This window comes from uncultured Chitinophaga sp. (assembly GCF_937898475.1).
Taxonomy (GTDB): Bacteria; Bacteroidota; Bacteroidia; order Chitinophagales; family Chitinophagaceae; genus Chitinophaga.
In genome coordinates this window covers 153,384-166,215 of the sequence record NZ_CALEJS010000016.1, presented here as the reverse complement: position 1 = coordinate 166,215, position 12,832 = coordinate 153,384, and the positions used below count along the sequence as shown (strand labels likewise).

9 protein-coding genes are annotated in these 12,832 nt (G+C 50.6%); 2 read left to right on the top strand and 7 right to left on the bottom strand.

The genetic code is table 11. The features are described from left to right. Positions 1-6: 6 nt before the first annotated feature. Both Q0577_RS10565 and Q0577_RS10560 read right to left on the bottom strand, forming a co-directional pair. Positions 7-1,356: a RagB/SusD family nutrient uptake outer membrane protein gene (locus Q0577_RS10565; protein ID WP_298735799.1), complete on the bottom strand. Its 1,350-nt coding sequence runs from the start codon at positions 1,354-1,356 to the stop codon at positions 7-9. Positions 1,357-1,378: 22 nt separating this feature from the next. Continuing rightward, positions 1,379-4,447 carry a TonB-dependent receptor gene (locus Q0577_RS10560; protein ID WP_298735797.1) on the bottom strand — a complete coding sequence of 1,023 codons (3,069 nt, stop codon included), beginning with the start codon at positions 4,445-4,447 and terminating at the stop codon, positions 1,379-1,381. Between the two features lie 528 nt (positions 4,448-4,975). Here Q0577_RS10560 and Q0577_RS10555 point away from each other — a divergent pair. Then, the gene (locus tag Q0577_RS10555) at positions 4,976-6,523 is read left to right on the top strand and encodes a hypothetical protein (protein ID WP_298735795.1); all 1,548 of its coding nucleotides are present in this window, start codon (positions 4,976-4,978) and stop codon (positions 6,521-6,523) included. Positions 6,524-6,611: 88 nt separating this feature from the next. On the opposite strand, the gene dusB is transcribed toward Q0577_RS10555, so the two are convergent. Beyond that, positions 6,612-7,649, bottom strand: a complete 1,038-nt coding sequence (gene dusB / locus Q0577_RS10550; RefSeq protein ID WP_298735792.1) for a tRNA dihydrouridine synthase DusB — start codon at positions 7,647-7,649, stop codon at positions 6,612-6,614. A gap of 44 nt (positions 7,650-7,693) precedes the next feature. On the opposite strand from dusB, the gene Q0577_RS10545 reads away from it, so the two are divergent. After that, positions 7,694-8,224, top strand: coding sequence for a class I SAM-dependent methyltransferase (locus Q0577_RS10545; protein ID WP_298735791.1), 531 nt, complete (start codon positions 7,694-7,696; stop codon positions 8,222-8,224). Here Q0577_RS10545 and Q0577_RS10540 read toward each other — a convergent pair. The 4 genes from Q0577_RS10540 to Q0577_RS10525 all read right to left on the bottom strand — a co-directional run bounded on the left by Q0577_RS10540 (position 8,214) and on the right by Q0577_RS10525 (position 12,771). Then, complete coding sequence (locus Q0577_RS10540) at positions 8,214-8,732, bottom strand: RICIN domain-containing protein (protein ID WP_298735789.1); 519 nt, start codon at positions 8,730-8,732, stop codon at positions 8,214-8,216. The genes Q0577_RS10545 and Q0577_RS10540 overlap by 11 nt on opposite strands. A gap of 29 nt (positions 8,733-8,761) precedes the next feature. Then, positions 8,762-9,511, bottom strand: a complete 750-nt coding sequence (locus Q0577_RS10535) for an SDR family oxidoreductase (RefSeq protein ID WP_298735787.1) — start codon at positions 9,509-9,511, stop codon at positions 8,762-8,764. 73 nt (positions 9,512-9,584) lie between these two features. Then, positions 9,585-11,726: an alpha-glucuronidase family glycosyl hydrolase gene (locus Q0577_RS10530; RefSeq protein WP_298735786.1), complete on the bottom strand. Its 2,142-nt coding sequence runs from the start codon at positions 11,724-11,726 to the stop codon at positions 9,585-9,587. A gap of 16 nt (positions 11,727-11,742) precedes the next feature. After that, complete coding sequence (locus tag Q0577_RS10525) at positions 11,743-12,771, bottom strand: LacI family DNA-binding transcriptional regulator (RefSeq protein ID WP_298735784.1); 1,029 nt, start codon at positions 12,769-12,771, stop codon at positions 11,743-11,745. Between the last annotated feature and the right edge of the window lie 61 nt (positions 12,772-12,832).

Genomic DNA, 12,832 nt, shown 5'->3' with positions numbered 1-12,832 from the left:
TGAGGTTTAGTATCCATGATTCTGTTCAAGTGAAGCATCGTTCAATATTTCTGCAGCGGGGATCGGCATCACATACCTGTCGGAATTAGTAAGCCCCAGCACAGTGGCAGCGCGTTTTGTTCTCAGCAGGTCAAACCAGCGATGCGGCTCAAAGGCAAACTCTAGTCTTCTTTCATTTTCTATGGCCAGCAGTATGTCGTCTGCCGTAGTGGCTTCACTGGGGGCCAGGCCTGCCCTGCTACGTACTGCATTCAGGTCGCTGAGCGCGCCTGACAGGTTACCTAAGTGTGCGCGGGCCTCTGCCCGGATCAGGTATTCTTCTGCAATACGGATCACATAAGATGGATCTGTAGCGGGGTTGGGCCTGTAATACAGGTTGCCATACCATAATCCCGCAGATGTTCTGGCCACCAGCGCACTGCGGTTGCCGCCAACAGCGGGATCGTTCACCAGCGCGATGAAGGCATCATTAGGCGCCCACTGACGGGTACCATTATTGGCAGGGGGCTGCCAGCTGTTACGATGCGTATTGGGATAGGTAGTGCTGTAGGGAAGCTCAAACACGGATTCTGAAGTGGCTACGGCGCCATTGGCAAAGAATGCACTGTAGGGCTGCACCAGTTTATAATTGGCAGAATCGGCAATTACTCTGCCAGCATAATCTTCTGCTGCTGCCCATTGTTCCTGGTACAGGTGATACCGGGCCCTCAGTGCCCACACGGTTTTACGGGTAGCGCGGTAGCGGTTGGTGGTAGCGGGCAGCAGGGAATCTGCCGCTACCAGGTCGCTTAACACCTGCGCATAGGTTTGTGCCAGGGTGCTGCGGCGAATGTTATATTTATCACCTGCAGTAACGGTAGGCGTTAATGTGATCTGCACACCACCCCAGGTACGTGCCAGGTCAAAATAGGCCAGCGCCCTGACAAAGTACCCTTCGCCGGTGAACTGGTTCTTCAATGCGCCGGTCAGTAGCGGATCTGTAACATTGGGCACTTTGGCAATGATATGATTGGCCCTGTTGATGGCAACGTAAATGGCAGACCAGGCATTGGCAATGCTGGCGTTATCGGCTCTTACATTATGACTGATGAACTGTTGAATAATGGACTGAGAGCCGGTCCATTGAATGTTATCGCCGGAGAGATAGCCAATAGCCTGGAAAGTAGTGCCGTAGTAACCATCGGCTGATACGGCCCTGTACAGCCCCCTGACAGCTGTTTCTGCAGAGGCCTTGTCAATGATCACGGGGGAGTTTTCGTCAGAAACGGCGTCCTCCGGTGCCACATCCAGGAATTTGTTGCAGGAGAGCAGCGAGGCGCCTGCGAGTAATGAGAATATGTAGGTACGTGTGCGCATGTTATTTATTTAGGTGGATATATTAAAGCGTTACATTAATGCCAAACTGCACGGTCCTGGGTTGCGGCGGTGTTCCCAGGTCAAGGCCCTGCACATTCTGTGCGGCGGTTACGTTTGCCTCGGGATCAGGTCCGGAGTATTTCTTCAGGATAAGCAGGTTGCTGCCGATGAAGTAAAGACGTACGGTCTGGAAGCCGGCCCTTTTGATAAGGTCCTTAGGGAGCGTGTATCCGAAGGTAAGGGCGCTGAGTTTCAGGAAAGAACCATCTTCCAGGAAGCGGCTGTTCTGTTCCAGCGTATAGTTGTTACCGTAGGCAGTCAGCCTGGGAACATCTGTAATGTCGCCTGGTTTTTGCCAGCGGTTCAGCTGGCTGGCAAACAGTACGCGGTTGGCATCACGGGTACCACCGCCTTCACCAAAGAAACGGTTCAGGTTATACACGTCATTACCGTACTGGAAGCTGAAAGCAAGGCCCAGGTCAAATCCGCGGTAAGTAAAGTTGTTGTTGATGCCGCCAAAGAATTTGGGGATAGCGCTGCCCAGGATCTGGCGGTCGGCCACGGTGATCTGTCCGTCTTTGTTCACATCTTCAAATACGGCAGCACCGGTTTGGGGGTCTACATATAATTGTTTGTATAACCAGAAGGAATACATGGAGTATCCCTGCTGCAGTCTTACCCAATCCCTGTTGTAATAGGTAACAGGTACGGGCAGTGATATGATCTTGTTGTCATTGCCGGAAATGTTGAAACTGGTTTGCCAGGTAAAATGTTTATTGCGGATATTGTAAGTATTAATGGCAACCTCATAGCCCCTGTTGCGGATCTCTCCGGCATTGGCGTAGTAGTTGTTAAAACCGGAGATAGCATTCACCGGTAACTGGAGCAGCGCGTCTGTCGTATTTTTCTGGTAGAGGTTCACCTCAATGCCAATACGGTCGTTGAACAAACCCAGGTCAGCGCCAACGTTCACCTGGCTGGTCTTCTCCCATCTCAGATCGGGGTTAGCCAGCTGCTGGGGATAGGTGCCGGGTTGGTCGCTGCCAGCGGTATTGTCAGGATAGCCGGTACCGCCGGACCATAATCCTTTGGAGGCAAAGTTGGTGATGCCATTCTGGTTGCCGGTTATGCCATAACTGGCGCGTAATTTCAGGTCGCTGATCAGGTCTGACTGCTTCAGGAAGTTTTCTTCTTTCAATCTCCATCCGCCGCCTATAGCAGGGAAGTAGCCAAACTGGTGATTGCTGCCAAAACGTGAAGATCCGTCTGCACGGATAGAGAATTCCACAAAGTATTTATTGGCGTAGTTATAATCCACTCTTCCGAAGAAGGAAGCCAGGTTGGCTTTGGTAGATGTTTGCGAAGAAGTGCGGGTAGCCGCAGCTGATATCAGTTTAAATGCGTTGCTGGGAAAACCGGTGCCCTGTGCAGCGGTAGTGGTTTGTTTATTGCCCTGCAGGGTATTACCGATCAAGACGCCGAAGGTATGATCGGTGGCCACTGTTGTACGGTAAGACAATGTTTGTTCATTGATCCACGTAGTGTTCTGTGTAAGTGCAGAAGTGGCCAGGCCATTGGTTGGATTGGCGCCCAGCTGGGTAAGATTGTTCCAGTATTCTGATTCGTCGTAGTGATTATAATCCAGGCTCCAGCTGGTACGGAATTTCAGGTTGGGGATGATCTCCGCTTCAGCATAGATATTGCCTACATAACGGAGGCTGGTGGTGTTCACGTCGTAGTTATTGATCAGCACATCCAGGTTATCAAACCCTGCCCAGCGGGCGGGTGTACCATCAGCATTTACTTCCGGCAGGTAAGTGGGGGTGTGCAGGGCTGACTGCAACAAACCACCCTGGGGACCATCACCTGCCCGGGCCTGGTTACGTTTGGTACGGTAAATACTGTTACTGGTGCCCACCTGTACCTTGTCTCCTATCTTCTGATCCAGGTTGATCTTCAGACTGGCACGATCAAAGTTAATATGGCGGATATCTGCTTCCTGCCGGGAAAAGCCTGCGCCGATGTAATATTTATTGGTAGCTGTACCGCCTTGTAAAGCAAGATTGTAATTATGCAACATACCGGTGCGGAATAACTTGCGCAGGCGGTCGTAGGTTTGCTGTTCTTCCGGCAGCCCTCTTCCGCCATCTGCTACCGGGCGGAAAGGCTCCCTGGCATATCTTGTGATACCTGCCTGGTCTCCCGCAGCAGTGGCGTCTGCAAGAGAGTTCCTGTAGAACTCATTCACCAGGGTTGCATGTTCGGGACCGGTGGTAAGGTCCCACAGCTGTGGCGCCCATGCCCAGCCATGGGAGGTGTTGAAGCTGACAGTGGGCTTCATACCGTATTTGCCGCGTTTGGTGGTGATGATCACCACGCCGTTGGCGCCACGGGAACCATAGATGGCGGTGGCGCTTGCGTCTTTGAGCACTTCAATGCTTTCGATGTCGGCAGGGTTAATGTCTGCAATGGGAGAGGTGGCACGGCCGCCGGTGCTCACAGTTTGCAGGCTGGTATTGTTGATGAAGACACCATCAACTACATACAGCGGATCATTGCTGGCGTTAATGGAAGTGGCCCCGCGTACGCGTATGAAAACCCCATCGCCCGGTGTGCCGGTATTGGAGTTGATCTGCACGCCGGCAGCTTTGCCTTGCAGCTGTGCATCTACACCCGCCTGCGGAATATCTTTGATATCTCCGGCATTTACTTTTGAGATGGAACTGATCAGGCTTTTACGCTGTTGGGTACCGTAACCTACTACCACTACGTCATTCAGCTGCGTATTGGCGGCAGTAAGGGCCAATACAATACCGGTGCGCTGGTTTACGGTGATCTCCGCCTGTTTATAACCAATATAGGATACCTGGAAGGTAACGGGTAACCGTTGACCTGTTAAGAAATTAAACTCCCCCTTGTCATTGGTAAGACCATCATGCGTAGTGTTCTTGAGGTGAATAGTGGCGCCGGCTAAGGGCGCTTTGGTTTGTGCGTCTATTACTACTCCCGATAATGTGATGTTACTGTTCTGATCCTGCGCATAGGTGGTAAGTGGGAGCAATGCAATCCCCCACAAGATGGCAATCTTCATTATATTTGTATTGGTAATAAAATAATAAGGCAGGCAACCGGTGCGTTTGCACCGGCGCCATCTTTAGCTGAGCCTTGTTTTGACCAACCGGGATTGCTGCAACAATTCCGGTTTTTTATCTTTTATACTTCATAGGACAACATGGCCCTGCACGGCATGGCCGCCAGCAACCATTCCATTTGTTGATGTTCTTCATGTAACCCATATATTTTAAGTGTGTATTGATAACCCCCGATAAAGTATACGCATGCCGTTCATGCCGAAGGGTAGTGGTGGGCTTAGCCGCAGCATGAAACGGATAGTATGTATGCGGGTACAATATTAGAAAATATTTATTTAGTCTACAAGAGTAGTGGACTATTTTTTACTGATTATTTTGATGAACGGAACTTTTTCTAAAAAAATCACCGGTTCCGCGGTCCTTTGCATTTGTTCCTGCGTCTTTATTCCAGATGGCCATCGATCCGAACAATGTATGGAGTATACATACCCCTTATCCTCATTGATTAACAGTAAAATTGAAAAACTATGAAAACAATCATCGCAGGGTGCTTACTTCTTTTAGTAGTGGCCTCCTGTAAAAAGGAAGTAGCCGAGCAATCTGCTTTAAAGGGCCCCAAGGCATCCACGGAACTGACAATCGTTCACTATTATGTTAATGGCGCTACCGGTAACGATGCCAATGCAGGTACAAGTGCCGCCGCCGCCTTAAAGACTATACAAGCCGCGCTGAACAAGACTACAGAGGGCGCGGGTGCAACCATTCACGTGTCTGCAGGTACTTATAAGGAACGACTGTGGTGGCCACATTCAGGCGCCTCCGCAGAAGCGCCCATCACGCTGACCAGCAACAATAACGGAGATGTGATCCTGGATGGGGTGAATGCCACCAACAATACGCAGAATGCTATGATCGCCGTTAGCAGCAAAAGTCATATCCGTATTGATGGAATAGACATTGCCAACAACATCCGGGATTTTGCCTCCGGCGTTTATGTTACAGGCTCCGGAACAGATGTACATGTTGTGAACTGTAATATCTATAACATCGGGTGGACCACAGATTCTACTGCTGTTCCCTCCTCCTCAGACAATGCTAATCCGCTGGTAGTGGTAGGTACTTCCGCCACTCCCTACAGCCAGATCTTTATTGGCGATAACGAAATATTCAACTGCAACACCGGTTACAGTGAAGGCCTCACAATGGCCGGTAACGTGGAAAACTTCCTGATAGAAGGTAATATTGTGCATCATGTAAGGAACATCGGCATTGATATGACCGGGCATTATTCCTGGACAGGCGCTCCGGACAATGTAAACTTTGCACGTAACGGCAATGTAAAGTATAACATCGTTCATCACTGTATATCACCGGTGGCAACCAATGGCGGTATCTATGTAGACGGAGGTAAATGGATCAACGTGGAAGGGAATATCTGTTACGAAAATCGTGCAGGTATTACCGTAGGCTGTGAGAATAATAATTACACAGCGGATGGTATCAACATACGCGACAATTTCATTTATAACAACAGGGATGCCGGTATAATTTTCGGCGCCAATCAGCCTAATAGTAAAGTGATCAATTCATCTGTCACCAACAATACCTTCTTCAAAAACTACACGCAAGGCGGATGGGGTGGTGAGATCAGCCTGCAGAACACCGATGCTGCCGTGATCAAAAACAATATTGTTCAATCCAACAGCAACATCGTGGTGATTGCGCTCTGGGGCTTTACCTCCACTAACCTGAGCATGGATTATAACCGTTACTATTCTACATCCGGTAACGCTTCCACGGTTACTTTTGACTGGGGCGGCATTAACAACAGTACGTACGGTTCAATGGCTGACTTTGTAAGCGCAACAGGACTGGACGCCCATTCCACTTATGGCGTACCAGGTTTGGTGAATAGTAACCTCTCAGCACTAAATCTGCATCTTGCCAGTGGTTCTGCTTGTGTGAATGCAGGGGATCCTGCATTTATAGCGGGTTACCAGGAGTATGATATTGACGGGCAGGACAGGAAAAGGAATGGAAGAGTGGATATAGGGGCAGATGAGACGTCGTATTAATAATGTTTGAAGGTTTGAGTGTTTGAAAGTTTGAAGTCAGGAGTGACCTAAATCCCTTAAACTTTCGAACACTCAAACTGTAAACTTTTCACACCGGGCACTTTTCATGGTAATTAACCAATTCTATCGGCGCCCGCTGCACCTCGAACCCTGCATACTTAACTAATATTTCATCCAGCACGGCTTCTACTTCTTCTGCGGTTTTCAGTGTTACCAGCCGGTTGCGGAATTCTTTGATATTGGGCAGGCCTTTCAGGTAATTACCGTAGCAGCCACGCATTTCGTTGATGCCTACAACAGGGCCTTTCCATTCAACAGATGCGCGAAGGTGTTTTTTGCAAACGGTTACGCGTTCTTCTACGGTAGGTGCGGGGAGCAGCTCACCGGTTTGTACGTAATGCTTTATTTCACGGAAGATCCAGGGGTAGCCGATAGCAGCGCGGCCTATCATGATGCCGTCTACACCGTAGCGGTTCTTATAGGCCAGGGCTTTCTGCGGACTGTCAATATCTCCGTTCCCGAAAATAGGAATCTTTATGCGCGGGTTGTTCTTTACTTTGGCAATGAGGCTCCAGTCTGCCTCGCCTTTGTACATCTGGCAGCGGGTACGGCCATGGATGGAGAGGGCGGCAATGCCCACATCCTGCAGGCGTTCTGCCACTTCTTCAATATTCCTGGTCTGGTCGTCCCATCCCAGTCTTGTTTTTACGGTTACCGGCAGGCTGGTAGCCTTTACACAGGCCTCCGTTAAACGCACCATCAGGTCAATATCTTTCAGCACACCGGCGCCTGCGCCTTTAAGGGCCACTTTCTTTACCGGGCAGCCAAAGTTAATGTCCAGCAGATCGGGGTTGGTAACATCCACGATCTTGGCCGCCAGGGCCATGCTCTCCTCATCCCCTCCGAATATCTGGATGCCGATAGGGCGTTCATAGTCGAAAATATCCAGCTTTTTACGGCTTTTGATAGCGTCCCTGATCAGGCCTTCACTGGAAATAAATTCCGTATACATGAGGTCGGCCCCGTTCTCTTTACATACAGCACGGAAGGGCGGGTCGCTCACATCTTCCATGGGAGCCAGCAGCAGCGGAAATTCCGGCAGCGATATGTTTCCAATCTTTATCAAACCAATATTGTAATTTCCGCCGCAAGATATTCAATTTTTAGCGGATGGAGTTAAATGAAGCCATTGAATTGATCAGGTATGAGGGTATTGCAGGACCTGGGGCCAGTTCCTGGGCAGACCTGGGTTGTGGTTCCGGCCTCTTTTCCAGGGCCCTGGCAGCGTTGTTACCAACTGGCAGTACGGTATATGCCATTGATAAAGAGCCGGTTAAGATAGCGGGAGCGCATGGGGCGGCCATACAAAACCTGCAGCTGGACTTTGTGGCCAACGATCTGCCTTTGCAAAATCTTGATGGCATCCTGATGGCCAATTCACTGCATTATGTAAAAGATCAGTACGCTTTTATTAAAAAGGCGGGCAGTTGTCTGAAAGCGGGAGCTGGTTTCCTTATCATAGAATATGATACCGACAAGGCAAATCCCTGGGTGCCTTATCCGCTCAGCTATCATTCCCTGTTAAGATTATTTCACCGGGCCGGCTATCCTCATATTATCCGGCTGCAGGAACGTGCTTCCATTTATGGAAGGGCTGATATTTATTCGGTCCTGGTTACCCCGGAAGCGCTCAACCGCTGAAATTCTCCGGTTCAGGTAGCAGTTTCCAGAGCTGGGCTGCGGACTGGTCCCATTTTTTGAGCACCACCTTTGCATTGGTGCCGCTGCCCTCAACCGTCATGACCAGGTTGGAACCATGCGCGCTTATTTTGTAATATTCTCCTTCCACCTTTACCACATCCCATTGCTGTAAGGTGGCGCCGGGACGAAGAGCGGCCTGCAATACAGGCGTGTTTTCCGTAAGGCCGGCGGTAGGTTGAATGGTTTTACCGGTAAAATAGTTTTTGAAGGTGAAGATGTTGGCATAACCGGCGGGCGTAACGTCCCAGGTTAAACATCGCCAGTCGTATTTCGGGTAAACTACTATTTGCGTACCATCTGCATTGTTGGCGTCTTTGGGACGCAGTAAAAGACGGGTGGCCTTGTTCTCCAGCTGGAAAACGCCTCCCCTGAAATCCTGCGCCATCGCCACAAAAGACAGCGTAGCGGTTAACGGGAAGCTGCAGATCAGCAGTTTGACAAACTTCATATGCCGGGCATTTTCTATTTCCGAAATTATCAAAACCCGATGGAATTGCCTCCATCCACTGGTAGCACCACGCCCGTAATATACCGTGCCCCGTCACCTGCCAGGAAAAGCGCGGCATCGCCTATATCAGCCGGTAATCCCAATACACCCATGGGGGTGCGGTCAAGTGCTTTGTGCTTTCTTTCCGGATCATTGTCCAGCGCTTTGGATGACATATCCGTAGCGATAAAGCCCGGTGCAATACAATTCACCCGGATGCCCTGTGGCGAGAGCTCCACTGCCATGGCTTTGGTCATGCCTTCAATGGCAGATTTGGACGCCGTATAGGCAATCACTTTAGGAATGCCATATTGAGCCGCCATGGAGCTGATATTGATAACAGACCCGCCGCCATGCTCCAGCATATGTTTTACCACTTCCCGCGATAGGGAAAATACCGCTGTCAGGTTGGTCAGCAGTATCCGCTGAAAATCCTCATCTGTTACTTCGGTAAATATTTTTTTCTGGTTGATGCCTGCGTTGTTCACTAATATACTAACGGGCCCATGTTGGCTGATAATATTGCTTACCAGGGCAGGTATGGCATTCAGGTCAGAAAGATCTCCCTGTACCGGGATACACAGATCTCCCAGCTTTTCACTGGTGTTGTTCAGCTTCTGTATATCCCTGCCGATGATGACCGTCCGGATACCTGCCTGCACAAATTTCTCCGTAATGGCTAATCCTATGCCCGAACCTCCACCCGTAACGATCGCCAGTTTGATTTTTCCTTGTTCCATGAGTTTGGTAGTTAATGAATAGTTGATCTATACCTTCCATATACTCCCTCCCTGATGTAAGGGATAGTTATACCTAATGAGGGGCGTAGGGAAAGGTAAGTGATTGATAGTACTCCAGCGTATGGGCGGGTGCCGGGATCCCCGGCGGTAATGGCATTCCTGAAAAGGTCTGAAAGTAGGAAAGGCAGGCGTCCCGCCACCAGCTTGCCTCCTGCAGTTGTATGTTCAGCAGCATCTTCACCTGTTCAGCCCTTTCTTCATCCACATACCTGACTACACTGTCCCAGGTGTTAAGCATCTGCTGTACGCCTTGTACCCCTGACTGATACCGGTAACACATTTCATTCCACAAAGTGCGGCCGGAATGCAGGGTATGGGTCCAGGGTACATGGTGGAACCATAACAGGAACTCATCCGGGCAATCGCGCAGGTTTTCCCACTGCCGCCTTGCTTCGGGGGTATATTGGCCCAGGGCATTGCTGCCGCTGGGCGTACGGTCAAACCCGATGCCGTTGCGGTCTGCCCGGTGAAAGTATACCGGGTTCCAGTCTGCCCGTGGGGCTTTATCATACCAGGGCGCCGGGCCATAATGATGGCTGTAGCCCATAATATGATGAAGGCCCAGGGGCGTCATGTAATTTACGAGGGTTTCGTGGGAAGCCAGCATCATTTTCTTTACCGGGTTCACAAAGTGAGGGTCATTGCTGAAGGTTTGACGCAGCCATTCATCGGCTATTTTTTCGGAGCGCAGGCGGGGATCCCAGGCCATTCTTCCCAGTGCATACCAGTTGGCCTGCCCAAAAGGATGGCCGGTCCAGTTGCGGTCATTCCCGATGTTGGCCACACCCGCCATCCCGGAAAACGCATGTCCTTCCAGGGTGCCGTCTATGACTTTGGCCACGGTAGATCCCCTGCCTTTTTCATAGGTGTCTGCGTCCAGTACTTCCCTGAAAAAGCCGGGCAGATATACCAGGTGGGTAGCAAAACCCAGGTACTCCTGGGTGAGCTGAAATTCCATCATTAAGGGTGTTTGCGGCATGGCTCCGAAAAGGGGGTGGAAAGGCTCCCTGGGCTGAAAATCAATAGGGCCGTTCTTTACCTGTACCGCTACATTTTCGCGGAATTGTCCATCCAGCGGCTTAAATTCTTCGTACGCCTGCTTAAATCGGTCCTGGTCGGCTTTCGCATCATATACAAAAGCCCTCCACATCACGATGCCTTTATAGGGGGCCAGGGCATCCGCCAGCATATTGGCCCCGTCTGCATGCGTCCTGCCATAATTCTGCGGCCCCGGCTGACCTTCTGAATTGGCCTTTACCAGGAAACCGCCAAAGTCGGGTATGTAGCTGTAAATTTCTTTCAGTTTATCCTTCCACCATTGCTGTACGCCCGGATCCAGCGGGTCGGCGGTTTTCAGTCCGCCTGCTTCCATCGGGGCACTGAACCTGGCGGAGAGGTACACCCTGATACCATAGGGACGGAACACATTCGCCAGTGCTGCAGTCTTTTCCAGGTATGCCTTGGAAAGGGAAAGGGCATTGGCGTTTACATTATTCAGTACCGTGCCGTTGATACCGATGGCGGCATTGGCCCGGGCATAATCTTTATAACGCTGGTCTATATACCCCGGCAGTTTGTGCCAATCCCATATGGAAAAACCGGCGTAGCCTCTTTCAACGGTGCGGTTAAGATTATCCCAGTGATCCAGCAACCGGTAGCGGAGGCGGGGGGCGCTGATGACGGACAGTTGCCGGATGGGTTCATGGGTTTGCAGCAGCCTCAGAAAATGGAATACACCATACAGCACACCCACAGGTGTATTGGCTGTGATTACGGTTCTTTTAGCCGGGGCGCTGACCGTAAATATGCAAAAGCCCTCCGTTCCTGCCTGCTGCAGGGCTGAAGCGGGAATATCTTTGGCGATAGTCCCAAGCTCCTGCAAGGTACCTGCTACCAGGGAGGCACCCTGCGCCTGTTGCAACACCGGTATTTTTTTGTCCAGCAGCGCGGGAAGGGCCTGCTGCAATTCCTGTAGGGCTACCTGCAGGGCGGGGGAGTTGCCCGCTACATATATGCCTGCAATACTGTTACGGTAAGCCTGTAAGAGGGCGGCATCGCTGATACGTTCGTACCTGAGCCATAGCCGGTAGCCATCTTCTGCGTGTAAGGATGCCATGCATCCCAGCAATAAAAGCAGTAAGCAAAGTTTTCGCATAACGTGTGGTTTATTATCAGCTGTTTCGTAGGGAAGAGCCGCGGATGATCAGTTCAGACCGCAGCAGGATGGTATTGGTAGCGGTAATGGGAGCGGCGCCGTTCAGGTGGTTAATTAAGTGACGGGCGGCCACTTCTCCCATTTCATAACCGGGATAGTTGATAGTGGTGAGGTTCGGCTCAATCACGGTAGACACCGGGTCGTTGTTAAAACTTGCAAAAGCGATATCCCCGGGGATGACAATGCCTTTCTTTTTAAGCCCCAGCATACAGCCTACGGCGCAGTTGTCGTTCGCCACAAACACCCCATCCGGGCGCCGGCCCATTTGCAGTATCTGTTCTGCCGCCGCATAACCCGCTTCCTGGCTGAGATTATTCCGGATCACCAGGTCCTCACTATAGGGAAGCCCCCTTTCCAGCAGAGCGGCTTTATAACCCGCCAGGCGGTCTGTATATACATTTCGCATGGAGGGCGCCGTAATATGCAGGATGTGACTGCAGCCCTGGTCTATGAGATGGAGCGTAGCCTCATAGGCAGCTCTACGGTTATCAATGCATACATTGGTCACCTGTTCATGCTCCAGGCCGCGGTCAAAGAACAATACCGGTACTTCTTTCCGGAAAAAAGCGCTGAAATGATCAATGTTCTGTGTGTCATACGCCAGTGACACCAGCAAACCATCCACCCGGTTATTGAACATGGTGCGGGCGCTCATCACTTCTTTCTCTGCAGACTCTGACGACTGGCTGATGATGAGATTATAACCCTGGCTATTGGCCACCTGCTCAATTCCTGCAATAACGGTAGACATGAAATAACTGTTGAGGCGGGGGATGATCACCCCAATGGTATGCGTGCGTTGGTTCCGCAGGTTCCTGGCAAAGAGGTTAGACCTGTACCCCATCTCTTCCGCCAGGTCAAAAATCTTTTTCTTCGTCTTTTTGCTCACCACCGGGTCATCTTTTAATGCACGGCTTACAGTAGCCACAGAGATATTCAGTTTCTCCGCCAGATCGTAGATAGTGACTTCTTTCTCTTTATTCATACTGTAATTCTTACAATCGGTTACATTAAGCTGAATAAAGGTAATAGAATATTTTTGTAAA